Below are 26,472 nucleotides of genomic sequence, written 5' to 3'. Positions count from 1 at the left end.
TCCTTCTGATAAATGAATGCCGGGCAGGCAATTTCGAGTTAATCAGAAGCGCGCATCGGGCGGGCGTGCATGACGGCAATGCCACAGCGCCCAGAAGGCCAGGATGATATTGAACAGGGGATTCTCGCAGGAGCGCGCCTGCACCTTCGCGAAGGAGGGGAGCAGGTGACGACGGATCAAGCTTAAGCGCGAAATCATGGTCGCCGATGCTCCCATCGCGTGCAGGTGTGTTCAATCGTCGTTTGTGAACCTTCAGTTATGGCTTTGTTAAACAATCAACGCGTCGACACAACGACCGTTCACACCACGCTTGCGCGATACAGGCTGCTGGTATGGCCTACGCCTGCGGCCTTCAACCGCTCCACCAGATCTTCCCGCGCCGCACGCCCACCGGAACGCACGTACTCGAGCTCCGACGCGGTGATCAACACCACCGGTACCAGGCGCACGGGTGACAGCGGCATGTCTTCCAGGCGGATCGGGAAGTCGGGTTCCGGCCCACCGAGCAGCACGCCGACGGCATCGTCGTCGGTGACGAACAACTTAGGCACTTGCTCGCTCATCTGGTGCGACAGGCTGAACCCCGGCAGTTCCAGGGACAGTACGCCATGGTTGTCCAGCTGATGCGTGATGCCGCCTGCATTAGCCACGGTTTTGGCCACGTGTTCGATCAGTTCGAACGCCCAGCTACGGCGTAAAGGGTCGACATCACCCAGCTCGCCACGCGCGTCGTTGGGGATGTCTGCGGTTTCCAGGAACAGTTCCATTTCGAACCCATTGCCCAGCCCTTCGGCATCGTCGAAAGGGTCGGACAGGCCCTCAGTGGCCAGAATGATGGCGCCGCCACGGCGCACCACGCGGTAGGCCTGGCGGGTGGACGGCCAGTGAGGACCGCCGGTGAAGCTTGGGCTGATTATGTACGTCAGCACGTCGCGCTCCACAGTGCCAACGGCTTGCCAATGCCGGTCCAGGCATTCTTCGCTGGCAATTCGGGCGGCCGTATTGGCGGCATCCGCTGGGGTTTCAACCGGGTCAACCGGCGTCGGCAGGGCGGCTTCGGCTTCGGGCTTTTTGGCTGCGCCGAACAGCTTTTTGAAGAAGTTCATGTGCATTCCTTTGCTGGAGATGAGTGCTTTACAGGTGATTGAGCGCGTTCACGTAGGCGCGAAACATATCAGCCATTCCGTCGGCGTAAATAGCTATTTCTGCGGCGGTACGCGGGCTGCAGGAAAAATCCTTACCCACCGAACTGAGCGTGGTCAGGATCAAGTCGCAGGCCAGCGCGCGAATGGGCTCAGGCACTTGCGGCAGCAATTGCAGCATGAAGGTCTCAAAGGCCTGCTGGCCCGCCGCGCGGACTTCCACGGCTTCGGGCGCATCCCGATACAACGGCGCGGCGTCGTTGAGCGCCACACGCATCTGCGCTTCCTCGCATTCGGAATGGATAAACGCATGCACCAGGGTGCGCAGGCGCTGCAGCGGCGCAATGTCGGTTTTATCCAGAATGTCGCGCAGCATCTGCGTGGTCTGCTGCCACTCATCGCTTTGCAATCGAAACAGAATCGCCGCCTTGTTAGGGAAGTACTGATACACCGAGCCGACACTCACACCGGCCTTTTCCGCGACGCGTGCGGTGGTGAAACGCGTAGCGCCTTCCTTGGCCAAAACCTGAATAGCCGCTTCAAGGATAGCCGCCACCAGGTCGGTGGAACGCGCCTGCTGTGGCTGCTTGCGTGAGGAAATACGGACGGTCTGACGGGTTGTCATCTAGGGCTCCAGCGGTGGGCCTAACGCGAATAGCGAATGCGAGGAATCACTTGCATACTTTTAATGCGACGAATTAGTCGCATCTTAATCTCAACCTGACGGAAATCAATCATGGCAACCCTGACCTCTACGCCACTGGCGCCCTTGATCGAACGCCTCTACGCACAAGCCGGCGCGGCGACCAGCCCGCTCATCAACAGCGTATCGCGTGAAGAACGTGAGCGGATGATGCACAGCAAAACCGATTACCTTGAGCTCTACACGATGCTCAAAGACCTGTGGCTGCCGGTCTCCCGCGACACCGGCCACTTGCTCTACATGCTGGCGCGCAGCAGTAAGGCACGGACTGTCGTTGAGTTTGGTACTTCGTTTGGCCTGTCCACCTTGTTCCTGGCTGCCGCGTTGCGTGACAACGGTGGTGGCGTGTTGATTGGCAGCGAGTTCGAGCCCTCGAAGATCGCCCTGGCGCGCGAGCATTTCATCGAAGGCGGCGTGAGCGACCTGATTGAAATCCGTGAAGGCGACGCATTGGTGACGTTGGCTGCGGGCCTGCCGGAAGCGGTCGACTTGCTGCTGCTGGACGGCGCCAAGGCACTGTATGGTGATGTGCTGAACTTGGTGGAGAAACACCTGCGACCCGGCGCGCTGGTAGTGGCTGACAACACCGACTACTGCCCGCAATACCTGGCGCACGTGCGCGATCCTGCGAACGGCTATTTGTCCGTGGCGTTTGCCGATGACATCGAACTGTCGATCCGCCTCAGCTAAGGCTTAGCGCTTGCTGAGCGCCAGGCGCGCGGCAAACACTACAAAGATCAGACCGGTGGTGCGGTCCATCCACCGGATGACCTTTTCCTTGCGCAGAAACCCGGACAGTGGCCGGGTGGCGCCAATCAGCAGCAGTGACCATGCCAGGCCCAGTACCACATGAATGCTCACCAGACCGAACGTCCAGGCAATCAACGAATGGCCTTGGGGAATGAACTGCGGCAAAAACGACACGTAGAAAATCCCCACCTTGGGGTTCAGTACATTGCCCAGCATGCCTTTGAGGAACCCGTTGCCACTGGGCTTGTTTTCGGCCTCAACCGTTGACAGTGAATGGCGCGGGCGCAGCAGCATGTTCAGTCCCAGCCACGCCAGGTACGCGGCGCCGCAGTACTTGAGCAGGTTGTACGCCAACTCCGACACCGCGATCAGTGCGCCCAGGCCAAAGGCCACGGCCGCGCCCCACAACAGGCACCCGGCGTTGATACCCAAGGTGGCCTTCAGCGCCTGGCGCTTGCCTTCTACCGTGGCGGTCCGCAATACCAGCGCGGTGTCGAGCCCGGGCGTGAGCGTGAGCAGGGTGGCGGCGAAGGTGAAGGCGAGGAGGTTGTCTGTGATGGACATGGGCGCATGACTTCAACGTGAGGTGGACGAAACATTAGCACCGACCGGCAGGCAATGCGGAAAACCCTGAGACTTCCCGGCGAAAATCTTCATAATGGCGGCCAATTTGTTTAGCTCGTTCTGGTGTGCCCGCATGGAAATTAAGGTCAACTTTCTCGACAACCTTCGACTTGAAGCCAAGTTCGACGACTTCACGGTGATTGCCGACCAACCGATTCGCTACAAAGGCGACGGTTCGGCCCCAGGTCCGTTCGATTACTTCCTGGCTTCGTCGGCGTTGTGTGCGGCGTACTTTGTGAAGCTGTACTGCCAAACGCGCAATATCCCCACGGACAATATTCGCCTTTCGCAGAACAACATCGTTGATCCGGAAAACCGCTACAACCAGATCTTCAAGATCCAGGTCGAGCTGCCAGCGGACATCAGCGACAAAGACCGCCAGGGCATCCTGCGTTCCATCGATCGTTGCACGGTGAAAAAAGTCGTGCAAGCCGGGCCGGAGTTTGTCATTGAGGAAGTCGAAAACCTCGACGCCGATGCTCAGGCGCTGTTGATGCCAAGCTCCACGTCAGAAGCCGGTACCTACATTGCGGGCAAGGACCTGCCGCTGGAGCAGACCATCGCCAACATGTCGGGCATCCTCGCCGGCCTGGGCATGAAGATTGAAATCGCCTCGTGGCGCAATATCGTGCCTAACGTGTGGTCGCTGCATATCCGCGATGCACACTCGCCGATGTGTTTCACCAACGGCAAGGGCGCGACCAAGGAAGGCGCACTGGCGTCTGCCTTGGGCGAGTTTATCGAACGGCTCAACTGCAACTTCTTCTACAACGACCAATTCTGGGGTGAGGAACTGGCCAATGCGCCGTTCGTGCATTACCCGGATGAGCGCTGGTTCCAGCCGGGGCGCAAAGACGAGCTGCCGACTGAAATCCTCGATGCCTACTGCCGCAAAATCTACAACCGCGATGGCGAACTGCGCGGCTCGCACCTGTACGACACCAACTCGGGCAATGAAGCGCGCGGGATTGTTTCGCTGCCGTTCGTACGTCAGTCCGACGGTGAAGTGGTGTACTTCCCGTCCAACCTGATCGAAAACCTCTACCTCAGCAACGGCATGAGCGCGGGCAATACCCTGGCCGAAGCTCAGGTGCAGTGCCTGTCGGAGATTTTTGAGCGCGCGGTCAAGCGCGAGATCATCGAAGGCGAATTCGCACTGCCGGACGTCCCGGCCGACGTCCTGGCCAAATACCCAGGCATTGTGGCGGGAATTGAAGGCCTGGAAGCGCAAGGCTTCCCGGTACTGGTCAAGGATGCGTCGCTAGGCGGTGAGTTCCCGGTGATGTGCGTGACTTTGATGAACCCGCGCACCGGCGGCGTATTTGCCTCGTTCGGCGCCCATCCGAGCCTGGAAGTGGCGCTGGAGCGCAGCCTCACTGAATTGCTCCAAGGCCGCAGCTTCGAAGGCTTGAACGACCTGCCACAGCCAACCTTTGAAGGTCACGCAGTTACTGAACCGAACAACTTCGTCGAGCACTTTATCGACTCCAGCGGTGTGGTCTCCTGGCGTTTCTTCAGCGCCCAATCGGATTATGAATTCGTTGAGTGGGACTTCTCGGGCCAGGGTGAAGACTCAAACGCCCAAGAAGCCGCGACCCTGTTCGGCATTCTCGAAGGCATGGGCAAAGAGTCCTACATGGCGGTTTACGAGCACCTGGGCGCAACCGCCTGCCGCATCCTAGTGCCGGACTACTCGGAAATTTACCCGGTGGATGACCTGATCTGGGACAACACCAATAAGGCACTGTTTTTCCGCGCCGACATCCTCAACCTGCACAGCCTCAGCGATGACGAGCTGAAGGCATTGGCTGAGCGTCTGGTGGAAAGCGAGCTGGACGATTACACCGATATCACCACCTTGATTGGCATCGAGTTCGATGACAACACCGCGTGGGGGCAGTTGACCATTCTGGAGTTGAAGCTGCTGATCTACCTCGCCCTGCAGCAATATGAAGAAGCCAAGGAGTTGGTGGAAATGTTCCTGCAGTACAACGACAATACCGTTGAGCGCGGCCTGTTTTACCAAGCGGTGAACGCGGTGTTGGAGATGCAGTTGGACGAGGACCTGGAGCTCGAGGATTACGAGGCCAACTTCCGTCGCATGTTTGGTAACGAGCGGATGGACGCGGTGATTGGCTCGGTTAACGGCACGGTGCGCTTCTACGGCTTGACGCCGACCAGCCTGAAGCTGGAAGGGCTGGACCGGCACTTGCGCTTGATCGAGAGCTACAAAAAGCTGCACTCGGCACGGGCCAACATCACTTCAGCCTGACGCTAAGCCCCTTTGCCAGCAGGTTTGTGTGGGAGCTGGCTTGCCTGCGATAGCATCACCGTGGTGTAACTGATACACCCAGGTGCCCGTATCGCAGGCAAGCCAGCTCCCGCATTTGACCAAGTCCTGTGTTTAGATCAGCGCCAACGCCTGTGCCAAATCGGCCCTCAGGTCTTCCACATCCTCAACGCCCACCGACAACCGCACCAACCCATCACCAATGCCCAGTTGCGCCCGCGTCGCCGCAGGAATGCTGGCATGGGTCATGATCGCCGGGTGTTCGATCAGGCTTTCGACGCCGCCGAGGCTTTCGGCCAACGCAAAAATCTTCACGTTTTCCAGAAAACGTCTGGCGCCCGCAAGATCACTGTTCAAATCCACCGAAATCATCCCGCCAAACCCACGCATCTGCTTGCGTGCCAATTCGTGCTGCGGATGCGAAGCCAGGCCCGGATAGTAAACCCGTGACACTTGTGGCTGCTGTTCCAGCCAGGTGGCCAACTCCAGGGCATTGCTGCAATGGCGCTCCATGCGCAGCGCCAGGGTTTTGACCCCGCGCAGGGTCAGGAACGCATCGAACGGTCCGGCAATCGCGCCAACCGAGTTTTGCAGGAAGCCCAGGCGCTCAGCCAGTTCCGGGTTATGGCCGACGATGGCGATGCCGCCGATCACGTCGGAGTGGCCGTTAAGGTATTTGGTGGTGGAGTGCACCACGATATCGAAACCCAGCTCCAGCGGGCGCTGGATCCATGGGCTGGCGAAGGTGTTGTCGGCTACACAGATAATGCCGCGGTCACGGCAGATGCGTGCGATGGCGCTGAGGTCGGTGAGGCTCAGTAGCGGGTTGCTCGGGGTCTCGACCCAGACCATGCGCGTGTCGTCCTGCAACGACGCTTCAAACGCCGACACGTCGCTCAAGTCGACATAGCTGAAGCGGTGCCCGGCACTGCGTTGGCGCACCTTGTCGAAGAGGCGGAAGGTGCCGCCGTACAGGTCATTGCCGGAGACGATGTGCGCGCCGGCATCGAGCAACTCCAGCACGGTGGAGATCGCAGCCAGCCCTGAGGCAAAGGCAAACGCCTGGCTGCCGCCTTCAAGGTCGGCCACGCAACGTTCCAGGGCAAACCGCGTGGGGTTGTGGGAGCGGCCATAGTCAAAGCCCTTGTGCACGCCGGGGCTTTCTTGCAAATAGGTGGAGTTGGCATAGATCGGCGGCATCAGCGCGCCCGTTGTCGGGTCGGGTGATTGCCCGGCGTGAATGACGCGGGTGGCAAACGCACTTTTATCGGGCTGGCTCATGCAAGGGATCTCCGTAGGTGATTAAGCAGGTCGACGCGGGTGATCAGGCCGTGGAAACCTGAAGCGTCGGCGATGATAGCGACCAGGCCGCGATCCAGTTCCGCCTGCAGTTCAGCCAGGCTGGCACTCGGGGCCAGGGTTTGCAAGGTGTCGGACATGGCACTGGCGACGAGCATGGAAAAGTCCGCTGCATCGTGATGCAGCCCCAGGAGGATGTCGGACTCATCGATCACGCCCACCAGCTTCTGGCCGTCGACCAGCACCGGCAGTTGCGAGACGTCGGCCAGGCGCATGCGCTGGAAGGCGGTGAGCAGCGTGTCGTCGGGGCTCACGCTGATCACGCGGCCGTCTTCGAAGCGGCGCGCGATCAAGTCGCGCAGGTCGCCGTAGTGTTTGTATTGCAACAGCCCGGCGTCGTTCATCCACTGGTCGTTGTAGACCTTGGACAGGTAGCGTGTGCCGGTGTCGCAGACGAAGGTGACCACGCGTTTGGGCACGGTTTGCTCGCGGCAAAAACGCAGTGCGGCGGCGAGCAGGGTGCCGGTGGACGAGCCGCCGAGAATGCCTTCGGCCTTGAGCAGTTGGCGGGCGTGGTCGAAGCTTTCTTCATCGCTGATGGAATAGGCATGGCGCACACTGGAGAGGTCGGCAATCGAGGGAATGAAATCTTCGCCGATGCCTTCCACGGCCCATGAGCCTGGGGTTTGAATCTTACCGCTACGGCTGTATTCGGCCATCACCGAACCCACCGGATCCGCCAGCACCATGGCCAGCTCCGGCTGTACCCGTTTGAAGAAGCGCGTCAGGCCGGTGAGGGTGCCGGCCGAGCCGACGCCCACCACAATTGCATCCACGTCATGCTGGGTCTGCGCCCAGATTTCCGGCGCGGTGCTGGTTTCGTGGGCCAGCGGGTTGGCTGGGTTGTTGAACTGGTCGGCGAAAAACGAATCGGGAATGTCCTTGGCCAGGCGCGCGGCCACATCCTGGTAATACTCGGGGTGGCCCTTGCCGACGTCGGAGCGGGTGATATGCACCTCGGCGCCCATGGCCTTCAAGTGCAGCACTTTCTCGGTGGACATTTTGTCCGGTACCACCAGCACCACCCGGTAGCCTTTGGCCCGGCCGACCAGTGCCAGGCCCAGGCCGGTGTTGCCGGCGGTGGCTTCGATGATGGTGCCGCCGGGACGCAGGCGGCCGTCGCGTTCGGCGGCGTCGATCATCGCCAGGCCGATGCGGTCCTTGATCGAGCCGCCGGGGTTTTGCGATTCAAGCTTGAGAAACAGCGTGCACTGGCCGGTATCAAAACGGCTGACCTTGACCAGCGGCGTGTTACCGATCAGTTCGAGTACGGCGGGGCGGGAAAGCGTGGGCATGTCGTCACCTGCTACGGAAGCGGCGTAAGGGTGGGCCAGCAAAAATGCAAAGCATGGCTTGGAACATAGGCCGGGATCGCGCCGGTCGCAACCGGGCGGTCCATTGGATGACTTTTTTGCCGCATGAGCGGCTTTGAGCCGTTAAGCGTCGGGCCTAATGACCTGCTGCAAACGCTCTAGAACAACGGCGCTGGCGGTTTGCATCGGCGCGCGTAACGCGCTGCCAATTAACCCTAGCAGGGCCAGTGCGGCCTTTACCGGCGCAGGGTTTGGCTCCATGAACAGTGTGTTGATCAGTGGCACTAACCTGAAAAAAGTCGCCCTGGCTTCGGTCAGCTGGTTATCCCGAACTTGTTGGTGCAGCGCTACAAACGCCTCGGTGCGCACGTGCGCCGAGGCTGCAATCGCGCCGCTGGCGCCCAGGCACAGCGCGTTGAAAATCTGCATGTCCTCGCCGCACAACACGTCCACCTCGCCACTTTCGATCAGCGCCAAGGTAGTCGCCAGGTTGCCGCCGCAGTCCTTGATTGCGACGATCCGCGAATGCTTGATGATGTTCAGCAGCGTGGCCTGCTCAAAGGTCACGCCGGTGCGGTAAGGAATGTCATACAGAACAATCGGCACGCTGGAGGCATCCGCCACCGTACGGAAAAACGCTTCAAGGCCCGCCTGAGAAGGGCGGATGTAGCTCGGCGCCGGCACCAGCAATCCGGCCAGCGGGCGCGTGAGGATTTCGCCCTGAAAGTGCAGCAGTTCAATCTGGTTGTTGCCCGCCAGGCCCATCACGACACGGTGCGCCGGTACCCACTGCAACACCGCATCGAGCACGGCCAGCTGTTCCTGACGGCTTAACGACGCGGCTTCGCCGGTGGTGGTGCAGACCATGATCCCGGCGACGTGCTTTTCAAGCAGGTGGCTGACCAGCCGGTGCAGGCCAATAAAGTCGATGGCGCCGTCATGAAACGGCGTGACGACGGGAACCCAGATTCCTTGAAACGATGACATGCACTTTCTCCTGATGGTTGACCGTTGGAGGCACCGTCAGAAGAGCAGAGGGATTGTGCAAAGGGCGGGAGGTCCGTCGCGCTCAATGTCCTGTCAGCTCATCTGACGGGACAGCGCGCCCCGGTCACATGAGCGACTGTTTCTTCGATTTGAGGGCGCGCGCCACGCAACCTTGCGCCTTGGCAATCAAGCCAATAGTGCAAAGGTTAACGGAAGACGATGCAGACATGCGCTGGCACACCCTGAATAAGGCCTCCATCTTCAGCGGATGTGACGGAATGTGTCAACCCCGCCGCAGCTGCTCGCGCACAAAATCTGCCACCTCGGCGGCCAGCTCGGTATCTTCCGGCGCACCCATGAAACCGCCATGGGGCATGGCCTCGAACACATGCAACTGCGCAGGCACGCGCGCTTGGCGCAAGGCGCGGTGCAGGCGCACGGTGTTGGACAGAAACAGATCGCGGGTGCCGCTTTGCAGAAAGGTCGGCGGGAAGCCCAGGGTAAAATCGCCGAACAGCGGCGACAGGTAAGGGTGGGACAAGTCCGCGCCGTTGGCATACAGCAGGTTCACACTCATCAACGGGTTGGGCAGCACCACGTCGACAGTGCGATTGACCTGGAAACTGTCGCCGGATTCGGTGAGGTCGACTTCCGGCGACAGCAGCACCAGTGCCGCCGGCAGTGGCAAACCTTCGTCTCGAGCGCGCAATACCATGGCCGCCGCGAGGTTGCCGCCTGCCGAACGGCCACCGATCACGATCTGTTCCGGCGCGTGATGCTTGAGCACATGGCGGTAGGTGGCCAGGCAGTCATCCAGCGCTGCGGGGTAAGGATGATCGGGTGGCATGCGGTAATCCACGCCGTAGCAGATCACGTCGTGCAGGTCGGCTTGTTTGCCGGCCGCGATGCGGCAGTTTTCCCCGCCGCCGAACACCAGTGCGCCGCCGTGCAGGTCGATGTAGGCGAAGTGTGTGTCAGTGGCCGGTGTGGCCACATGCACGCTGGCGTTTTCGACGCTGAGGGTGTGCAGGCTGGCGCGTAAAGATCCCGCCTGCCCTGCATTGGCGCTGGCGTAATTGTGTGCAACGGCGGCTTGCAGACGGCGCCAGGCGTCGTGGTCATTGGGCGCGGGCATGGCGTGCAGCGCGTTGAGGGGCACGCCGTCAGTGCCGACCAGGCGTTGCAGAGTGGCCTGGGCTTGGGCACTGATCGACTGCGGAACCGCGAGTGTGCGGGGTTCAAGTTTAACGCCGTGGTTCATAGGCTTGCTGCTCGCGTTCGATGACGGGGGCGGTGAGGATGCCAGAGTACGTGCTTGCGTGGGAGCGGGTGTTCACCTGAAGGCTAGGACAGGCCTTTGTGGCAAGCCCGCTCGCCACAAAAACCCGCTTGGTACAGGCGCCAGGCAAACCAGCTCCACCGTTGAGCTTGGATGCTTTCAGCGCCCGGCCACGGCGGCCTCGATCGCGTCAACCGCGCGCTTGGCGATCACCGGGTCGGGGTGCGTGACCGCGTCGCCCTGTTACCGGCCGGAAAGTCACCCGGCGCAGGGTGCACGGCTTTCACGGCGCTGTCAGGGAAGATCTGGGCATAGAAAGTCGCGGTTTCCAGGGTGGTGCCGTTGTACCAGAGGCATAGCGTGTTTTTGTTGTTCATCTCGGCTCTCCACGGTTTTTATCGATCAAAGTTGTTATTCAATCGCCGTCTTCTTGATCATCGACCCGACGTGTGCGATTTTTCCGTCGACGACTTCATAGAATACGTTAGTGATTAAAAGATCGGCGACGCGGCCTGGCATATGCGCAATTAACGCAGGGGCGTAGCGGCTCAAGGCCGAATCCATTCGTGGGGTGCAGAGGGCTGTGTAGCGATGCCGGCGCGGCGTGTTGTCAATTACAGCGTCAGCCCAACTCGGCACCGATTTCGTCGGCCCACATTGTACCCGGCGCTGCCGCTGCAGGATCAATACGCTCGATGTCGGCCAAGCAGCGCGCCATTGTGTTGTCGCGTAGATGCTGCTGAAACACGCACAGGCATTGCGCAAACAGTAACAACGCAGTGTTGATAAAGACTCGCTCATTGTTGAAGTCGTGATTGAAATAAACCACCTCGCCGCTTTGGCAGTCGAGCGCCAAAACGTCCCCGGACCCAGTATGGCCGAGGGGGAAATAATGATCCGCCACCCCGAATATCGTTCGCCTGCGGGTGGCTTCCGTTTCGCTGTAGACGGAAAAACTCAGGAACGGCGCGGCACTCTCCGGCAGCCCTTGTTTAACCAGGAACTCGGCGTCTGGTTCCGCCATCAGCGGAAGTTGCCTGGCTTCCCAGAAAATGAAGGCATCAAGAGGCAAGTCCAACCCTGATGGCAGGGAAGGCAGTGCAGAGAGAAACCGCGTGTTGAAGTCAAATTTGCTCATCGTCACGATGCTATTTTTCGTCAGTTACAGGGGCTTTTCGCTTGTGGAGCTCGAGGGGCGTGTGCTTTTCAAGATTGTTCAATACCACTTCTTTGAAGCTTGATGAAAGACGGCTTAAGCGTCTATGCATAATAATCGAGTAGCCGAATGCGATGAGGCAGATAGTCGTTATCAGCGTGTTGTATTCAGGCGGCGTATAAATGAAAGCGACAATAGCACCTGCGAAAGAATTGAATGCAGTGCCGCGAGCAATTCGATCCCTGCTGATATAGGCCTCCATCGTCCTGACGGCGTCCGCAGGGGAATAGGCGAGGATCGCTGCGGTGTTTTTGTAAGGCTCGCTTTTGGGGACGCCTGCGACAGCGCTGTATATCCTCGCCAGGACGTTTGGCATTAATGGTGGTATAGGCACTTTTTTACTAAAGCATCTGTGCACCTCTTTGGCTCTACGTATAAAGTAGGAGGAGGTGGTGTCGACATAAATTCCCAAAATGTAGGCGATGGGTAGGTATATCAGGATCAGCATTTCTTTGTGATCATTGATCGTATGCAACAGAAGTGGGTAGTAATTGATGAGCACTGCTGTCAGCCAAGCCGATGCGACAACGCCAGAAATCAAATATTCTATTAGTGCTACTGCAAATTGCATTATTCCTCCGCTGAAAAAATGTCCATTGTTGCGTTGATAAAATTTACGTCTGACGTGCTATTCAGTCACTCCTCAGTTTTATACCTGAGGCAGTAGTTTAAATGCCGTTGTGGTGACCTTCGTATAGTCTTCTCGGGCGATGAGACTTTTAGTCGTGTTTCTAAGCTGAGCGATCCTCTCCATTACCTCGTGGTGTTTCGCCATGAAACGTGATTTATTATTATGGTACGTCAGCGTCGTGAGTCTTTTTTTCTTCTTTGCGTCAGGTAAAAGCATTTTCAAATAGTAGGGTCGATAATGTTCATCGCATCGTGCAAGCCAGCCGACTTGCAAGTAGGCGGCGGGTAATTTTTCCTCAGGCAGTGCGAGGTTTGTAATAGAGCTAATTTCTCCCCATGTTGAGTCGTAGTAGTTTTCTTTGACCTTTACAGAATCATAGGCAATACCGTGATGAGTGGCATGGTTGAGATAGTCATTGTAAGTCCGGGTGATGACGGGGTAAAAGTTTTCGTCTGTGCTTTTGAATAAAGCGCTCAGCAGTTTTGTACATCTAAACTCTTCAGGGGGAACGCACACAAAGTGCATATCGGTTTTGAGTACAAAATAACTGAAGAGGAAATGTTCACCAGGCTCGATTCCGCACTCCTTCAATGCCACAAACGCATGATCGGCCAAATACAGCGTGCGTTCTCCTTCCGCGTTGAAACGACCCGCACGCGCTTGTGCGGTTTCGGACGCGGGTGGAAAAAAATCGCTAACCTTTAGAGGGGTTTTTAAGAGTTTTTCCAGCTTCTCATTTCGGATTCTCCGAACCCTTGAAAAAATCGAACCTTTACAGTACGTACGTGATTCAAAGGGCAGCTCCGCAAAACTGACCGTGTCGGGCGTCGAGTCGGGTATCAGATACTTACGTATGGCTGCGCAGTAACCGGCAACACCTATAAAGGGATCGTATTTTTCAAAACTGGGGGCTGGTGGCGAGCCAAATTTAAGTTCGAAGTACAAGGAAAGCTTTTTTCTTAAGTCCATTTAATGATTGACCAACGTCCGAGGCTTGCGTTTGCGTGATAGGGTAAATAGTGGTCACTGCGGCAAACATTATGACTGACTCCCTCAGCCTGAAACACACCGAGTGCAAATAATTTTCCCCTGAGCGCCATCAACGTCTGAAGGGCTCCGCAGTTGGTGCTGTCGACTCAAATCTGGTGTGTATGTTTGTTCGAATATTCAGGGCTGCCCCTCAAGCCCGGCGCGCCATCAACAACACCGTCGCCGCGGCCGAGAGCAACCCCGCGCAGCAACGATTGAAAATCCGTTTGCCTCGCGGCTCCGCGAACCAGCGGCGCATGTGCAGGCCCATATAGGCGTAAGCGCTGATGGCGATCCACTCCAGCATCAGGAACATCACACCCAGCAGCGCAAATTGCGGTGCGATCGGCTGGCCCGGCACTACGAATTGGGGGAGGAAAGCGGTGAAGATCAGGATGGCTTTCGGGTTGCCTGCCGCCACCAGAAACTCCTGACGTGCCAACGCCCACAATCCCACCTTGGACGTCGCTGATTCAGCCTCGGCTCGTGGATTCGCCCGCCACAATTGAAACGCCAGATAAAAAAGATACGCCGCGCCTAGGATCTTGATCGCATAAAACAGCAGCTCCGAGGTTTGCAGCACCACCGCGAGGCCAGCGGAGGCGAGGGCGATCATGCCGGCGAAGGCCAGCAGCCGGCCGAGACCGGCGATGCAGGAAGTACGGTAGCCGTAGCGGGTGGAGTTGCTGACCGACAGCAGGTTGTTTGGCCCCGGCGCCATGTTCAGGGCGAAGCAAGCGGGGAGGAAGAGGGCAAGCGTGGCGAGGTCCATGGCGGCTCCGGGTTGGCAGGTTCAGAGGCTTGAGGATAAAGGCACACCCCACCGTTGGACAATCCATACGCCAGGTCGCTGGTGTGATGCAGCGTCTCCAATGCCCGCTGAGTCTGACGTCGTTGGGTACGCCTTGGGTGGCCTTGCTGTTGTTGTTTTTAACGTTGGCGATAGTCTTGGAATCTGGCGTCAACCACATCAACTGGACGTTGCGTTGAGCCTCTCGCTCCAAACGTTGGCTCGAGAGGAGTAAGCCCAACGTGTTTGGCGCACTCAATAGGCGGCATGTAGTATCTGGCGCGAAGAGCTGGCGTTGGAGCAACACACAGAGCTCTAGCCGCTTCCTGAAGGTCTGACGGTGATGATTGTATAGCCAACAACATGATTTAAATGGATTTAGTTGTGAACATAATTGAAGACTTAAAAGTCAGGTATCCCGGAGCCATTGCATGGTCATTTGGGGATACTCCAGAAATGGCAGATGAACTGGCTGAGCGTGTTGCTAAAGGAATAAAGACAGCAACCTGCTGTTCACTCGCCTCGTTAAAACATGAGGGCGACTCACCGGCTATTGGCGGTTACAGCATCATCCTCAACAGCAAGGGTGAGCCGGTATGTGTCGTTAGAGTTATTTTGCTGCGTGTCATTCGTTACTGCGACGTCGATCAAATGTTTGCCAGAAAGGAAGGCGAAGGGGATCTCAGCCTCAGGTACTGGAGGCAGGGGCATAAAGATTTTTTCCAAAGAGAGGGCGTGTTTGACGAGGCTATGGAACTGCTGGCAGAAGAGTTTGAATTGGTGGAAGTGGTTTAAAAAGACCAGGCTCCCTAGCCGTTAATCAAGTCTGCTTTCAATCACTGAGCTCTTCGAAGAGCGCTAGCAAAAAAACATCAGCCGCAGCTGAGTCTGAAAGCAAGTAATGTCCAGACCCGTGGCCACAGCCGGCGGCGAGGCGGTACTCGGCACAGTCAGATGACCAGTATCTGTCCTTTTTTTGGGGGGCATAAGTCACCGTTTAAGCCAATGTTGAGTATTGCTGACCCGCTTTAACTAAAAAATGGGGGGCAGAGCATCAGTGTGTTGAACGTGGTCTGCCCCTTATTCAGCAATGGCCGTGGTAGCGGGGGCACCGAAGGTAAATCTGCTCGAAAACCTTGAAGGTTTATTTTCCTCGGGTTGATGGCCCAGGCGCCCATGTCCATAGTAATTCATGAGGTCGCGCATCGTCGGTGAAAGCGTCTCTTGCGACGCAATCTGCCAGCACGTTGTTTCCCCCAGAACCGGCTGTAACCGCTTGATGAGTGCCTGCGCCGTATTGTGTTGGCCAGTACGCAACCAGTGACTGAGCATGCGCTCGTTTTCCTGCTTCGGTAGCTGTGCCGCTTTGAGCAGTTCGAGTGCGTATCGGTAGTTCAGTGGCCACAGTTGCTTTAGAACGTCGAGCCTCTCAGTGAGTGGAAGGCGCACTGACCATTGCCTCACTTCCCTATCCTCCTGGGCAATGCCAGATCGAGATACCACCTGATCCGCAGTGAAACGTGAGTCGTCCATGGTGTACAAGGCCGAAGAGTCTGAGGGAAGGTCCATTCTGTCGTAAGCACAGGAATAACGGCCAGGTTATTACATCAACGTTTGCGCCTAGCCGATACCGGCCCCCTCAATATGGTAAACCGTCGGTTCATCGGCAAAAAATTCCTCCAGCCTCAACATAAACACCCGATGATCTTCACTCGCCTCAAACCCCGGCGTGTGATCCTCTAGCGATTCCCACTGCACGATCAAATTAAACACCTCTGGCGCTTCAATCCCTTGCGCAAGCATGTGCCCGGCATAGCCCTTCGCGCGGCACAGCAGCGGCGCAACCTCGGCAAATGCATGCTTGAACGCATTAGCCTGTTCTATGTGAATCGGGAGCAGGGCGATCTCATAAATCATGGTGTTTCTCCAAAAATGGTTTTGACGGGTAATAGCATGCCGTCATGCCATGAGCGTTGGCTCGACGGCAATCGCGACTTTTCCTTGAATACCGTTGTTGCGGCTCTCAAGCCGCGCATGGGCGAGCCCGATGTCGGCCAGCGCATACACGGCGCCAACATGCGGCCGCAGCTGACCGCGCTCTACCAGCGCGTGTAACTCATCCAGCTTGCCGCGATTCTGCCGCGTGAAAACGAAGTGATACGCCGCGTTCTTGCCCCAGGCTTGAATGAGGTTTTGTGGGTGTGCGATGTCCACAATCGAGACCACGCGGCCCAGTTGCGCGAGTGCGTCGGGGCTGCGCGATAAGGTGTCGCCGCCGATGGTGTCGAACACCACATCGACACCGTGGCCACTGGTTTCGCGCAGGATGGCGGCGACGTAGTCGTCTTTTTCGTAGTCGATGACTACATCGGCGCCCATGCTCCGGGCGAACTCAACGTTGGCTTCGCGCACGGTGGTGAACACGCGTGCGCCGATGGCTTTGGCCAGTTGGATTGCCACATGCCCGACACCGCCCGCGCCGCCGTGTATCAGCACGCTTTCGCCGACTCTGAGCGCCGTGCGCACGGCGAGGGCTTCCCACGCGGTGCCGCCAACCAGGCTCAGGCTGGCGGCTTCCAAGTGGCTCAGGGAGGCGGGCTTTTTGCCGATGATGTTTTCGGCTGCGACGTGGTACTCGGCGTAGCTGCCGGGGCCGTCGAATATCTGCGGGGTGTACCAGACTTCGTCGCCTGGGGCGAAGGCGGTCACCCCCGGCCCGATGGCTTCGACTACACCTGACACGTCGTGGCCGGTGATGGCTGGGAGTGGCACTAAGTCCGCGTAGTCACCACGTCGCACCTGGTAATCCAACGGGTTGATGGAGGTGGCGTGGACCCGCACCAGCACCTGCCCCGCATGCGGCACAGGTTTGGGCACGTCGCGCAGTTCAAATGATTCGGGCCGGCCGAAGGTGTTAAGGATCATCGCTCTCATTGTAATACCTCGTTTCGGTAAAAAGGGATATCGGGAAATATCGATATCATGGGGTGAAAAAAAACCTAGAGTTCTTTCCCTAGGAATTCCGCCAGCGCGCTGATGTTGGCTTCATTGCGTTTGTAGTAAGTCCACTGGCCGATACGGCGAATTTCGACCAGGCCTGCGCGGTGCAGGGTGGCAAGGTAGTCAGAGACGGTCGACTGCGACAGTCCAACGCCTTCCTGGATGCTGCTGACACACACGCCCACGGTGTGAACGTCTCCCTCGTCTTGCGCGGGGAAGTTCTTTTCGGGGTCCTTCAAACCTTGCAGGATTTCGAGGCGTGTGCGGTTTGAGAGGGCTTTGAATATTTCGAGTAGGTCCATGGGGGCGATAATATCGAGATTTACCGATATGTCAATCCGAGAGGTTGACGCTGTCCATAAGTCAGCTCAAATGAATGTCCTTCTCGCCAGGGTATAAGCGTATGGTGGGTCAACCCCTCAAATCAGGCATTCAACATGGACGGCAATTTAGGTGTGCGCTTAAAGGAAGAGCGCAAACGGCTCTTACTCTCCCAACACGACTTCGGTGTCGTCGGTGGCGTGGCCGAGAATGCCCAAGGTCATTATGAGCGTGGCGAGCGGCTGCCAAAATCCGACTACCTGATGGCTATCCGTAAGCGCGGGGTCGATGTGCTGTATGTGCTGAGCGGGGAGCGTTTGCTCGTGAGTGCCGATGACCTCAGCGAGCAAGAGACGTTGATCCTCAACCAGTACCGTACGCTGCAGGAACAGGATCGCGGCGCGATCGCGCAGATCACTTCATCATTGTCCCGAGACCCATCAGCTCACTGATGAAACCTGCGCCTGAGCGCATCCAACCGCACCGCAATCGGCGGCAAGCGCTCACTGCTGCGCGCCAGGGCTCAGCATGATGCGGTCAGCCTTGTGGTAGTACTTGAAAAAAAGCGTGCGGGTCGGCATTCACTCTTATTCCATGTGGTCGAGCCGGGAACAGCTAGGCATGCGGCGTGCCACGTGGGCAGCCTGTGGAGTGACGCTCGTGTTCAATGTTTTTCAGGTTCAGGGATGCAATCGCGCTATCGGCATCCCTGAGCGGGACGTTAAGCGCGTCTATCCGAATGGACAGACGCGGCGGCAAGGTTGATCAGAAGCTGTACTTGGCTGTCAGCATCATGTTGCGTGGGTTGCCGTAGGCGTCGCCGCCATAGCTGACGGAGTTGGCAATGGTCGAGTAGTAGCGACGGTCGAAGATATTGTTGGCGTTGAGCTGCAGGTCCAGGTGCTGGCTGATCTGATAGCCAGCCATCAGGTCGGTGATGGCGTAGCTGCCCTGTTGTAGCCGGTAGTTGCTGCCATCCGCCACTTTGAGGTCGTTGTACATGCGACTCTGCCAGGAAACGTTGCCGCCGACGCGGAGCTTTTCCAGCGGGCCTTGGAAGTTGTAGCGGGTGGTGAGCTTGAACAGATGTTCCGGCGTGTCAGTGTCGAACGGCCTGTTGACCCGCTGCGGTTCAGCCTCATTCTTGATGGTGTGGGTACGCGCGTAGGTGTAACCGCCGCCGACCTGCCAGTTCTCGGTTAATGCGCCTTGCAGTTCGAGGTCGATACCCTGGCTGCGAATCTCGCCTGAGGCGTCATTGCATGATGCCTGTGGGCAGTTGGGTACGACCACCGCAACGGCGCGGTTTTCCTGATCAATGCGGAACAGCGCCACGCTCGCATTCAGCGCGCCGCCAAGGTATTCGCCCTTGATGCCGACCTCATAGTTTTTACCGACGATGGGCTTGAGCGGGGCGCCGGTGACGTCCTTCGCACTCTGCGGCGTAAAGATGTCGCTGTAGCTGACGTACGCCGAGTGATGGTCGTCCAGTTTGTAGATCAGGCCAGCGTAGCGCGTGAGGTTCCGGGTGACATGAAAGTCGCCGTCGCCATCCCGGTTGTCGTAATCGTACCAGTCCAGGCGCCCGCCGAGGATGAGTTTCAACGGGTCGGCCAGGCTCAGGCGAGTGGTGACATAGACACCTTCCTGGGTGGTGACTTCGCGTTGGTTGTTGGTGTGGACGAACTCCGGTTTGCCCGCACTGAGCGGCCAGTTCATGTCGTACGGGCTGTAGTTGTGGGTGGTCCTGTCGTAGATGCGCTTGCTGGCGCCTACCACCAATTCGTGGGTGCGCCCGAACGCCTGGAACGGGCCACTGGCGAAGGCGTCGACGCCGGCCTGGTTCTCATCGTAGGCGGCCTGGTAGACCGTGCGCGCCGGTGTATTGTTGACCCAGCGCGACTGATAGGAGCCAGAAAATAACGCGTCCTGTTCGGCGTAGTTGGCGTTGACCTGTAGGCTCCAGTCGTTGGCCAGCCGCTGGCGCAGTTCGGCGAATACCGTGTTGATCTCCTGGTCCTTGTTCTCCCAGCGAGTGCCAGGGTTGTAGGCACGCGGCAGGTCGAGGTGATGGCCGTCCTGGCCGACCATCGATGAGCCCCAGAAGTAGTTGGTCCTGTCCTTCTGGTTGGAATAGCCGAGGGTCAGCGTGGTGTCTTCGCTCAGGTCGGCTTCGGTGACGGCGTAGAACAGGCCGTGATCTTCCTCGGCCTTGTCGATGAAGCTGTGGGCATCACGGTAAGAGGTGACGACTCGGCCGCGCCAAGTGCCGCTGTCGTTGAGTGGGCTGGACGCATCCAGCTCGCCACGGTAGTCGTCCCAACGGCCGGCCGCGCCGGTCAGGGTGACTTTCTGTTCGTCCAGTGGCCGCTTGCGGATCAGGTTGATGGCGGCCGATGGGTTGCCCGAGCCGGTCACCAGGCCCGTTGCGCCGCGCACGATCTCGACGCGGTCGAACATCGCCAGGTTCGGCTGGGCACCTATATCTGCGCCGTTGTAGCCGGTTGGGATGCCGTCGTACATCAGGTTGTCGATGTCGAAGCCGCGCGCTGTGTATGACTGTCGACCGGGGCCGTTGGAGAAGTTCAGGAACAACCCGGGCGTCGCCCTGACCACGTCGTTGATGCTGGTCATCGCCTGGTCGTCCATGCGCTGGCGCGTGATGACCGTGACGGCCTGCGGTGTTTCACGCAAGGTCAGTGGTAGTTTGGTAGCGGTTGCCATCGAGCCGGTGGTGTAGGACTGGCTGCCCTCGGTGGTCGCGCCGAGTGCTTGCTCGGTGTTGATTTGCGTGGCGCCCAGCTCGATTACCGCCGGCTGTTCCGCCTTGGCGGCGAAGGCCGCGTGTGATGTGGCGATACACACCGCCATCGCGATCAAATTGGGTGAAAAACTGTTGCCGCCGTGTTGTTGCACAGACATCGAACCGACTCTCCCTGAGCGCCTTCCTTGGCGAATAATAAATTTGTTGATAATTATTCGCATCAGTGTGGCAGATTGAGCCGTTAGGAAAAAGTCTTGGGGGAGAATTAGTTAACGAATTTTTCACATTTCGGCGGTGGCGTTTTACCGCTTTACAGCGGGAAGCGGGCGTGAACACCCAGTGTTACGCCCACTCCGAAGAATGCCTGGGATCAGCCGTAAAGCCCGGCCGACGTCCAGGTCCAGTCAAGGCTCGACCCGACCACTTCCGCCAGCATGTGCAGCACGATAGGCACCAGCAAGCCGCCGCTGGCAATCCTCGCCCAGGCGAACAGGCAACCCAGCACGAAGATCAACACCAGCGTGTTCCAGCTGCCGTATTGGGTATGCAGGCTGGCGAACAGCGCGGAGCTCACAATCACCGCCGTCCACTTCCAGGCGACACTGCGCTCGTAGGGAAACAGGCGCAGCAGGTAGTGCCGCATCATCAGTTCCTCGGCGATCGGTGGAAGGATAATCAGCGAAGCCAATTTGATCAGGGTTTGCCACTGGGTCAGGCCGCTGTACAGCTCAGCCATGAACGCTTCACGCGGTAACCCCAGTGCGGTGGCCAGCAACCCGAACAGGGCATACGCGGCGATCAGGGCAATAACGCCCAGGCGCAAGGTCTTACGGATGTGGTGGCCGTAAAACGTAGCGGCCAGGTTATGCCGGTGTTGCACCACGAACAGGCCGCACAGCAGCAACCCGATCACGCCCAGGCTGGTCACGAACATCAAGTAGCTTTGCATCGCTGGTGGCACCAGCAACAGGCCGGGAATGGGCGCCAGCAGCATAATCAACGCCGCCAGGACGAACATCCCGAGGCGTCTGAAGAAGCGGAATTCCGAGGGCGAGGCGGGTAGAAGGGTGGATTCCGAGGGGGCAAGAACGTGCGTCACAGTCACTCCATGTGTGGGTAAATGGGTAGTTTGCTATTCAACAGCCTGTCAACTAACGCGCTTACGCCTACCGGCCAACGATATAAAAGGCCCTCCAGTTTTGAGGGAAATTCTTTTCTTTCCAAATGGCGTTAAAGCGTTCCTTGCCTATCAAGTCGTCGGTGACATAAAACACCGCGTAGAACAAACGGTAGTCGTCATCCCCGGTATAGCCAAGCACGTCTTCTGCGATTTGCCCTATCGTTGCCTTGAGTTTTTCCGGCGTTGTTGCGTATTTGTATTCGACGGCCGTTGCAATGCTGGGGATCAGAATGTCTGGCTTATATTCTTGTGCCAGCTTGATGAAATTGGATCTAGGTTTGGCGGTGTCAGGAAAAACCGCTTCGATGACCTGCTTGACACTGTTGTAAACCTGCGCCTCCGACGATACGGCGTTCCCACTGTTGTGGATAATCATGGCGGTGTTATTCAGTATGTTTTCGAGGTACTTAACCCCCGCTTGTGCGTAATAGGCTTTGGCGTCAGTAGAAATTCCGATGGATGCTAAAAAACGGCTTAAGTCTGTTAAGAACGGGCTGTAATATTCGCCCGTTTCAGTGTCAACATCAAAAACTGTTCGCGTCGGCTGCGCGTCAAGCGTAGGTCCGAATATATGTTTGAATTGATCGATGAGGGTGGGCAAATTTACAGTTTCGAGCAGCGCCAGCGTCGTCAGGTAGATGCTGTCGGTCAACTGTTTGAACGGTTTAAACAGTGTTTCATCATCATCAATTAAATCTTGCGGTGGCTCAACAGCGTCAAGGAGGGTCCAATTCGCCCAACGCATGCTGTGCAACGCCACAGCTGAAGTGCGTGCGTAGGCGTCTGTCAAGCTGGTGATCAATCGTGCTTCTAATGAGTTTCTGTTCATGGTTGAGTCGTCTCGAAATACGGCGTTATCTGTGTGAACTCATTTGAAATTCAACGGGTGACTATGACGGGGTAATCAATTAAATTCCGTTCGTGGAGTGGCGTTTTGTCTGGGTCCGAGCCATCGCCTCCGAGCACAGAGCCAAAGGCTTCATAGTCTGCATTGGCGTACACCGGGTCCGCCCGATAGTCATAGGTGCCTGACGCGTCAGCTTCGTATGCCCCAAGTAAGGGGCCAGCCATGCCTGGACGTACGCCCTGCGTGGTATATATTTTCAACAGTTCGAGCTTGTCCGCCGCGTGGGGGTGGATGCAGTAATTAGTCCCGCCATGGCGCGCAACAGAGGGATAGAACCATCCGTCTGTTTCAATTTTCAAGAATTCGTTTACAAACTCGCTGCTGAATAAATAGGCGGCCTCACCTTTTGCCAACAAACTTCGTTGGATGAAGTGGGTGATGATGTTGAGTTTTTCAGTGGCTGGCGCGGAAAGTTGCTTGTCAAAATCACTGTTTACGCCGATAAATTTAATGGGCGACTTTACTCGATAGACAATCATAAGGCATTTTCCATCAGTTTCGAGGCCAATTTCAGCCAGTGTCGTACGCAGGTGTTCGGCGGTGTATAAGACCCCCTGGGACGGCCTATTCATACGTCCGTACCCACTCACCTTTTCTGGTGGAGGTGCCCAGAACTTTGAGAGGTCGAGCGTTTCTTCAAACCCATCTACTTTTCTACTTCGCCAGAGAGTTGCACCTGGGAGAAGCGTTCTCGACTCAGCGCAGAACGCGGAAGATCTTAAGCAAGGCGTATCAATAAGGAGCGTATCTTTTAGATGGGTATAAACAGTGTCATGGCGCAGTGTCGGGTATAGGGTGTCAAACGAATTTATCTTGTGTTCCAGCTCTTCTGTTGATGTGTGACTAAGAATAAACTCAAGCTGCTGCGCTTCATCAATCTGTTGCATGGTGACTTCCTTGAAACCTTTAATTTACGCTTCCTGAAATTCGGCTAATACAACTCGTTGTGGTGACCGTCTGAATGTCCAAGTTTAAGTGAGTGATGGCTATGTGATGTTATCCTTGCCAATCTCTCGAGTCCAGCCGATTTTTGGAGCAGGTCATAAAAATCATTTATGTGAGTTTCGCCGCAGTTATAGCCACCCGACTCGTCGCCTTCACTTCCTTCAGCGCCAGGCTCGATTGGATCGACGCAATCCCCAGCTGACGGCGCAACACGCTCTCGACAAACTCACTGTAACTGTCCAGGTCTTCCGCCAGCACCTGCAGCGGATAGTCCGCATCGCCGGTGATTTTGTGACAGGCCAGCACCTGCGGCAGTTGCTTGACCACCGCCTCGAACGCGTCCGGCGCGTGGTCGGTGTGGATGGCAAAGCGCACATGCACGAAGGCCATGATGTCCAGCCCAAGCAGTTTGCGATCCAGGTTGGCCTGGTAGTCCTAGATCACGCCTTCTTCTTCCAGGCGCTTACGTCGACGCCAGCACGGCGTCAGGCTCAGGGACAGGCGCTCGCTCAGTTGGGCGTTGGAAATACTTGCGTCTTCCTGCAGTAACGCGAGGATGGCGAGATTGGTGTCGTAAAGAGCGACTTGTTTGGTTTTATTTTTCATAACTTGCTGCAACAAGGGTAAATATTTCCGATAAACCTAACAGTGCGCGAACTAAAAGCAAAGAAAGCCCAGCCTCGCCCGAACAAAATAGAGCCTGTCTTTTACTCGGGGATGTTGAGAAATGCTGACTGTTTTTAGTGATGCCCACCGTTTGCACCATGGCACCGAATTGAAAGACGGTGTGCTTAAGCCCTCATTCGAGCAACCCAGCCGCGCCGACACCGTGCGCGACCGCGTCCAGCTCGTTGGGCTAGGCGATATTATCGCGCCGCGCACCTTCGACCGGGCGTGTTACGTCAACGCCCACAGCGAACGCTACGTGTCATTCCCGGAAACCGCCTGGGCTGAATGGGCCGCCCTAGTCCGCAGTCACGACGCGCTGCCGCTGGTGTGGCCGGTGCGCGACCTGGCCAACCAACAGGTGCCGGACTTCATCGACGGTAAGCTGGGTTTCTTTGCCATGGACGCCGGTTCGCCGATCACCGGTACCACCTGGAACGCGGTCAAAACCAGCGCCGATATTGCGCTCACCGGCCTGGGCCTGATCGACGAAGGCCATAACAGCGCCTTCGCCCTGTGCCGGCCACCGGGTCATCACGCCGCCCGCGAATACATGGGCGGTCACTGCTACCTCAACAATGCGGCGATTGCCGCGCAGCAAGCGATCACCCAAGGCGCCCAGCGTGTGGCGGTGCTGGACGTGGATTTCCATCATGGCAACGGCACTCAGAACATCTTCTACCAGCGCTCGGACGTGATGTTCATCTCCCTGCATGGCGAACCGGCGGTGTCCTATCCGTATTTTTCCGGGTTCAGCAGTGAGCGTGGCGCGGGCGCCGGGGAGGGCTTCAACCTGAATTACCCGCTGGCGAAAAACACCACCTGGGCCCACTACCAAACTGCGCTGATCGACGCCTGCCAGCAGTTGCGTGATTTCGCCCCCGACGTGTTGGTGATTTCCCTCGGTGTCGACCCCTTTAAAGACGACCCCATCAGCCACTTTCTCCTCGACAGCCAGGATTTCCTCGGCATGGGCGAAATCATCGCCAGCGTCGGCGTACCCACGTTGTTTGTGATGGAAGGCGGTTACATGGTCGATGAGATCGGCATCAATGCCGTCAACGTGCTGCACGGTTTCGAAAGCAAGACCGCCTGAACCCGAGCATAAAAACCGCTCATTCCTTTTCTGCCAAAACTCAAAAACATAACAAGAGGTTTTGTAATGAAAACAACCACGCCTGGGCTGACAGAAAAGCCTGCGTTGCAACGCACCCTGAGCAACCGCCACATCCAGTTGATGGCCATGGGCGGTGCGATCGGCACCGGCCTGTTCATGGGCTCCGGTAAGATCATCGCGCTCTCGGGCACCTCGATCATCCTGATTTACATGATCATCGGGCTCTTTGTGTATTTCGTGATGCGTGCCATGGGGGAGCTGCTGTTATCCAACCTGAACTTCAAGAGCTTTGCCGACTTTGCCGGTGCCGACCTGGGGCCGCGCGCGGCGTTTTTTCTCGGCTGGTCGTATTGGCTGAGTTGGAGCGTGGCGGTGGTCGGCGATGCGGTAGTGGTCGGCGGGTTTTTCCAGTACTGGTTCCCCGATGTACCGGCGTGGATGCCGGCCGTGGGCATGTTGCTCACGCTGTTCGCGCTTAACGTGCTCACGGTCAGGCTGTTTGGCGATGTCGAGTTCTGGTTTGCGATCATCAAGATCATCGCCGTAGTCACCCTGATCAGCGTGAGCCTGGTGCTGATCGCCAGCTCGTTTGTCTCACCCACCGGTGTCACCGCGTCGTTGACGCATTTGCTGGATAAACAAGCGGCGTTCCCCAACGGCGTCTTCGGTTTTTTTTGCCGGTTTCCAGATGGCGATCTTTTCCTTCGCCGGCACTTAACTGATCGGCACCGCGGCCGCAGAAACCCGCGCGCCGGAGAAAACCTTGCCCAAGGCGATCAACTCGATACCGCTGCGCATCATCCTGTTCTACGTACTGGCCTTGGCGTGCATCATCGCCGTGACGTCGTGGCAGCAAGTGTCGCCAAGCAAAAGCCCGTTTGTTGAACTGTTCCTGGTGGCGGGTTTCCCCGCAGCGGCGGGCATCGTGAATTTCGTGGTACTCACCTCTGCGGCCTCGTCGGCAAACAGTGGCGTGTTTTCTGCCAGCCGCATGCTGTTCGGTTTGGCAGACCTGGGCGATGCGCCGGGCATTTTTCGGCGGCTGTCCAACAGCAGCGTGCCATTTATCAGCCTGGCATTTACCACACTGCTGATGGTGCTGGGCCTGGTGTTGCTGTTTGTGGTGCCGGAGGTAATGACGGCCTTCACCCTCGTGTCGACGGTCTCGGCGATCCTGGTGATTTTTACTTGGTCGACTATCCTCGCGTCCTACATCGCCTACCGTAAAAAGCGTCCGGACTTACACGCACAATCACGCTACAAAATGCCCGGTGGCGTGGTTTTCCCTGGCTTTTCTCGCCTTTGTATTATGCCTGCTTGCCTTACGGCCGGACACGCGATTGGCGCTGTGCGTGATGCCTATCTGGTTTATCTGGCTGGGAGTTGCCTACCAGCTGTCGCACGTTCGTAAACGGTTCACTGCGCAGGTGACGGGGGGTAGGGCGCTGTAGTTTTTACA

At 57.5% G+C, this 26,472-nt stretch carries 26 protein-coding genes and 4 pseudogenes; 6 read left to right on the top strand and 24 right to left on the bottom strand.

The features are described from left to right. Positions 1-42 precede the first annotated feature (42 nt). From FW764_RS01790 to FW764_RS01780, 3 genes are all read right to left on the bottom strand, one after another. Entirely contained in the window at positions 43-198 is a 156-nt protein-coding gene (locus FW764_RS01790; protein WP_446432469.1) for a hypothetical protein, read from the bottom strand. A 101-nt stretch (positions 199-299) separates the two neighbouring features. Then, positions 300-1,106 carry a suppressor of fused domain protein gene (locus FW764_RS01785; RefSeq protein WP_446432468.1) on the bottom strand — a complete coding sequence of 269 codons (807 nt, stop codon included), beginning with the start codon at positions 1,104-1,106 and terminating at the stop codon, positions 300-302. Between the two features lie 28 nt (positions 1,107-1,134). Beyond that, positions 1,135-1,767, bottom strand: coding sequence for a TetR family transcriptional regulator (locus FW764_RS01780; protein WP_446432467.1), 633 nt, complete (start codon positions 1,765-1,767; stop codon positions 1,135-1,137). Positions 1,768-1,878: 111 nt separating this feature from the next. Here FW764_RS01780 and FW764_RS01775 point away from each other — a divergent pair, with 111 nt between their 5' ends. Next, the gene (locus FW764_RS01775; RefSeq protein WP_446432466.1) at positions 1,879-2,535 is read left to right on the top strand and encodes an O-methyltransferase; all 657 of its coding nucleotides are present in this window, start codon (positions 1,879-1,881) and stop codon (positions 2,533-2,535) included. Between the two features lie 3 nt (positions 2,536-2,538). On the opposite strand, the gene FW764_RS01770 is transcribed toward FW764_RS01775, so the two are convergent. Then, positions 2,539-3,159 carry a LysE family translocator gene (locus tag FW764_RS01770; protein ID WP_446432465.1) on the bottom strand — a complete coding sequence of 207 codons (621 nt, stop codon included), beginning with the start codon at positions 3,157-3,159 and terminating at the stop codon, positions 2,539-2,541. A gap of 133 nt (positions 3,160-3,292) precedes the next feature. Between FW764_RS01770 and FW764_RS01765 the strand changes: the two genes are divergently transcribed. Further along, positions 3,293-5,491 carry an OsmC domain/YcaO domain-containing protein gene (locus FW764_RS01765; protein ID WP_446432464.1) on the top strand — a complete coding sequence of 733 codons (2,199 nt, stop codon included), beginning with the start codon at positions 3,293-3,295 and terminating at the stop codon, positions 5,489-5,491. 132 nt (positions 5,492-5,623) lie between these two features. Here FW764_RS01765 and FW764_RS01760 read toward each other — a convergent pair whose 3' ends face one another. The 11 genes and pseudogenes from FW764_RS01760 to FW764_RS01710 all read right to left on the bottom strand — a co-directional run. Then, a complete protein-coding gene (locus FW764_RS01760; RefSeq protein ID WP_446432463.1) occupies positions 5,624-6,790 on the bottom strand; it encodes a cystathionine gamma-synthase in 1,167 nt (388 codons plus the stop codon). Beyond that, on the bottom strand, positions 6,787-8,163 hold the full coding sequence (locus tag FW764_RS01755; RefSeq protein WP_446432462.1) for a pyridoxal-phosphate dependent enzyme: 1,377 nt from the start codon (positions 8,161-8,163) through the stop codon (positions 6,787-6,789). Before FW764_RS01755 ends, FW764_RS01760 begins: the two co-directional genes overlap by 4 nt. 141 nt (positions 8,164-8,304) lie before the next feature. Further along, entirely contained in the window at positions 8,305-9,168 is an 864-nt protein-coding gene (dapA, locus tag FW764_RS01750; protein WP_446432461.1) for a 4-hydroxy-tetrahydrodipicolinate synthase, read from the bottom strand. 283 nt (positions 9,169-9,451) lie between these two features. Continuing rightward, positions 9,452-10,429, bottom strand: a complete 978-nt coding sequence (locus FW764_RS01745) for an alpha/beta hydrolase (protein WP_446432460.1) — start codon at positions 10,427-10,429, stop codon at positions 9,452-9,454. A gap of 257 nt (positions 10,430-10,686) precedes the next feature. Then, positions 10,687-10,824, bottom strand: a pseudogene (locus tag FW764_RS01740) (VOC family protein); the annotation flags it as partial. A gap of 34 nt (positions 10,825-10,858) precedes the next feature. Then, positions 10,859-10,999 carry a hypothetical protein gene (locus FW764_RS01735; protein WP_446432459.1) on the bottom strand — a complete coding sequence of 47 codons (141 nt, stop codon included), beginning with the start codon at positions 10,997-10,999 and terminating at the stop codon, positions 10,859-10,861. 70 nt (positions 11,000-11,069) lie between these two features. After that, on the bottom strand, positions 11,070-11,585 hold the full coding sequence (locus tag FW764_RS01730; RefSeq protein WP_446432458.1) for an SUKH-4 family immunity protein: 516 nt from the start codon (positions 11,583-11,585) through the stop codon (positions 11,070-11,072). Between the two features lie 10 nt (positions 11,586-11,595). Next, positions 11,596-12,234 (bottom strand): hypothetical protein, encoded by a 639-nt coding sequence (locus tag FW764_RS01725; RefSeq protein ID WP_446432457.1) that lies wholly within the window; start codon positions 12,232-12,234, stop codon positions 11,596-11,598. Positions 12,235-12,312: 78 nt separating this feature from the next. Next, positions 12,313-13,263, bottom strand: a complete 951-nt coding sequence (locus FW764_RS01720; RefSeq protein ID WP_446432456.1) for an RES domain-containing protein — start codon at positions 13,261-13,263, stop codon at positions 12,313-12,315. Positions 13,264-13,474: 211 nt separating this feature from the next. Continuing rightward, positions 13,475-14,095, bottom strand: coding sequence for a LysE family translocator (locus FW764_RS01715; RefSeq protein ID WP_446432455.1), 621 nt, complete (start codon positions 14,093-14,095; stop codon positions 13,475-13,477). A 127-nt stretch (positions 14,096-14,222) separates the two neighbouring features. Further along, a pseudogene (locus FW764_RS01710) lies at positions 14,223-14,354 on the bottom strand (hypothetical protein); the annotation flags it as partial. A gap of 143 nt (positions 14,355-14,497) precedes the next feature. Here FW764_RS01710 and FW764_RS01705 point away from each other — a divergent pair. After that, positions 14,498-14,908, top strand: a complete 411-nt coding sequence (locus FW764_RS01705; protein WP_446432454.1) for an ASCH domain-containing protein — start codon at positions 14,498-14,500, stop codon at positions 14,906-14,908. Between the two features lie 285 nt (positions 14,909-15,193). Here FW764_RS01705 and FW764_RS01700 read toward each other — a convergent pair whose 3' ends face one another. The 4 genes from FW764_RS01700 to FW764_RS01685 form a co-directional block, all read right to left on the bottom strand. Beyond that, the gene (locus FW764_RS01700) at positions 15,194-15,646 is read right to left on the bottom strand and encodes a hypothetical protein (protein WP_446432453.1); all 453 of its coding nucleotides are present in this window, start codon (positions 15,644-15,646) and stop codon (positions 15,194-15,196) included. Positions 15,647-15,733: 87 nt separating this feature from the next. Next, positions 15,734-16,030, bottom strand: a complete 297-nt coding sequence (locus FW764_RS01695) for an antibiotic biosynthesis monooxygenase family protein (RefSeq protein WP_446432452.1) — start codon at positions 16,028-16,030, stop codon at positions 15,734-15,736. 42 nt (positions 16,031-16,072) lie between these two features. Continuing rightward, on the bottom strand, positions 16,073-17,047 hold the full coding sequence (locus FW764_RS01690; RefSeq protein ID WP_446432451.1) for a zinc-dependent alcohol dehydrogenase family protein: 975 nt from the start codon (positions 17,045-17,047) through the stop codon (positions 16,073-16,075). A gap of 65 nt (positions 17,048-17,112) precedes the next feature. Further along, positions 17,113-17,415 (bottom strand): ArsR/SmtB family transcription factor, encoded by a 303-nt coding sequence (locus FW764_RS01685; protein WP_446432450.1) that lies wholly within the window; start codon positions 17,413-17,415, stop codon positions 17,113-17,115. 135 nt (positions 17,416-17,550) lie between these two features. On the opposite strand from FW764_RS01685, the gene FW764_RS01680 reads away from it, so the two are divergent. Next, a complete protein-coding gene (locus FW764_RS01680) occupies positions 17,551-17,886 on the top strand; it encodes a helix-turn-helix domain-containing protein (protein WP_446432449.1) in 336 nt (111 codons plus the stop codon). Between the two features lie 313 nt (positions 17,887-18,199). Here the strand turns inward: FW764_RS01680 and FW764_RS01675 are convergent, their stop codons facing one another. From FW764_RS01675 to FW764_RS01655, 5 genes and pseudogenes are all read right to left on the bottom strand, one after another. After that, positions 18,200-20,356: a TonB-dependent siderophore receptor gene (locus FW764_RS01675; RefSeq protein ID WP_446432448.1), complete on the bottom strand. Its 2,157-nt coding sequence runs from the start codon at positions 20,354-20,356 to the stop codon at positions 18,200-18,202. 212 nt (positions 20,357-20,568) lie between these two features. Beyond that, entirely contained in the window at positions 20,569-21,297 is a 729-nt protein-coding gene (locus FW764_RS01670) for a CPBP family intramembrane glutamic endopeptidase (protein ID WP_446432447.1), read from the bottom strand. Positions 21,298-21,364: 67 nt separating this feature from the next. Continuing rightward, positions 21,365-22,207, bottom strand: a complete 843-nt coding sequence (locus tag FW764_RS01665; RefSeq protein WP_446432446.1) for a PD-(D/E)XK nuclease domain-containing protein — start codon at positions 22,205-22,207, stop codon at positions 21,365-21,367. 50 nt (positions 22,208-22,257) lie between these two features. Further along, positions 22,258-23,172, bottom strand: coding sequence for an RES family NAD+ phosphorylase (locus tag FW764_RS01660; protein ID WP_446432445.1), 915 nt, complete (start codon positions 23,170-23,172; stop codon positions 22,258-22,260). A gap of 166 nt (positions 23,173-23,338) precedes the next feature. Further along, positions 23,339-23,836: pseudogene (locus FW764_RS01655) on the bottom strand (Lrp/AsnC family transcriptional regulator). Between the two features lie 121 nt (positions 23,837-23,957). Between FW764_RS01655 and FW764_RS01650 the strand changes: the two are divergent. Both FW764_RS01650 and FW764_RS01645 read left to right on the top strand, forming a co-directional pair. Further along, complete coding sequence (locus tag FW764_RS01650; RefSeq protein WP_446432444.1) at positions 23,958-24,992, top strand: histone deacetylase family protein; 1,035 nt, start codon at positions 23,958-23,960, stop codon at positions 24,990-24,992. Positions 24,993-25,058: 66 nt separating this feature from the next. Continuing rightward, positions 25,059-26,464, top strand: a pseudogene (locus FW764_RS01645) (amino acid permease). Positions 26,465-26,472 lie beyond the last annotated feature (8 nt).

The organism is Pseudomonas sp. 1152_12, from assembly GCF_052850675.1.
Note: the sequence above shows the minus strand (reverse complement) of the source record. Positions and strands in the feature narration are given on the sequence as shown.

Bases quoted from the DNA above. Each gene is read 5' to 3' on its own strand.
- FW764_RS01790 (WP_446432469.1), bottom strand. From the start codon at position 198: ATGATTTCGCGCTTAAGCTTGATCCGTCGTCACCTGCTCCCCTCCTTC.
- dapA (WP_446432461.1), bottom strand. From the start codon at position 9,168: ATGTCATCGTTTCAAGGAATCTGGGTTCCCGTCGTCACGCCGTTTCAT.
- FW764_RS01780 (WP_446432467.1), bottom strand. From the start codon at position 1,767: ATGACAACCCGTCAGACCGTCCGTATTTCCTCACGCAAGCAGCCACAG.
- FW764_RS01685 (WP_446432450.1), bottom strand. From the start codon at position 17,415: ATGGACCTACTCGAAATATTCAAAGCCCTCTCAAACCGCACACGCCTC.
- FW764_RS01690 (WP_446432451.1), bottom strand. From the start codon at position 17,047: ATGAGAGCGATGATCCTTAACACCTTCGGCCGGCCCGAATCATTTGAA.
- FW764_RS01770 (WP_446432465.1), bottom strand. From the start codon at position 3,159: ATGTCCATCACAGACAACCTCCTCGCCTTCACCTTCGCCGCCACCCTG.
- FW764_RS01660 (WP_446432445.1), bottom strand. From the start codon at position 23,172: ATGCAACAGATTGATGAAGCGCAGCAGCTTGAGTTTATTCTTAGTCAC.
- FW764_RS01650 (WP_446432444.1), top strand. From the start codon at position 23,958: ATGCTGACTGTTTTTAGTGATGCCCACCGTTTGCACCATGGCACCGAA.
- FW764_RS01725 (WP_446432457.1), bottom strand. From the start codon at position 12,234: ATGCAATTTGCAGTAGCACTAATAGAATATTTGATTTCTGGCGTTGTC.
- FW764_RS01745 (WP_446432460.1), bottom strand. From the start codon at position 10,429: ATGAACCACGGCGTTAAACTTGAACCCCGCACACTCGCGGTTCCGCAG.
- FW764_RS01695 (WP_446432452.1), bottom strand. From the start codon at position 16,030: ATGATTTATGAGATCGCCCTGCTCCCGATTCACATAGAACAGGCTAAT.
- FW764_RS01785 (WP_446432468.1), bottom strand. From the start codon at position 1,106: ATGAACTTCTTCAAAAAGCTGTTCGGCGCAGCCAAAAAGCCCGAAGCC.
- FW764_RS01775 (WP_446432466.1), top strand. From the start codon at position 1,879: ATGGCAACCCTGACCTCTACGCCACTGGCGCCCTTGATCGAACGCCTC.
- FW764_RS01700 (WP_446432453.1), bottom strand. From the start codon at position 15,646: ATGGACGACTCACGTTTCACTGCGGATCAGGTGGTATCTCGATCTGGC.
- FW764_RS01675 (WP_446432448.1), bottom strand. From the start codon at position 20,356: ATGTCTGTGCAACAACACGGCGGCAACAGTTTTTCACCCAATTTGATC.
- FW764_RS01715 (WP_446432455.1), bottom strand. From the start codon at position 14,095: ATGGACCTCGCCACGCTTGCCCTCTTCCTCCCCGCTTGCTTCGCCCTG.
- FW764_RS01665 (WP_446432446.1), bottom strand. From the start codon at position 22,207: ATGAACAGAAACTCATTAGAAGCACGATTGATCACCAGCTTGACAGAC.
- FW764_RS01765 (WP_446432464.1), top strand. From the start codon at position 3,293: ATGGAAATTAAGGTCAACTTTCTCGACAACCTTCGACTTGAAGCCAAG.
- FW764_RS01730 (WP_446432458.1), bottom strand. From the start codon at position 11,585: ATGAGCAAATTTGACTTCAACACGCGGTTTCTCTCTGCACTGCCTTCC.
- FW764_RS01755 (WP_446432462.1), bottom strand. From the start codon at position 8,163: ATGCCCACGCTTTCCCGCCCCGCCGTACTCGAACTGATCGGTAACACG.
- FW764_RS01680 (WP_446432449.1), top strand. From the start codon at position 17,551: ATGGACGGCAATTTAGGTGTGCGCTTAAAGGAAGAGCGCAAACGGCTC.
- FW764_RS01720 (WP_446432456.1), bottom strand. From the start codon at position 13,263: ATGGACTTAAGAAAAAAGCTTTCCTTGTACTTCGAACTTAAATTTGGC.
- FW764_RS01760 (WP_446432463.1), bottom strand. From the start codon at position 6,790: ATGAGCCAGCCCGATAAAAGTGCGTTTGCCACCCGCGTCATTCACGCC.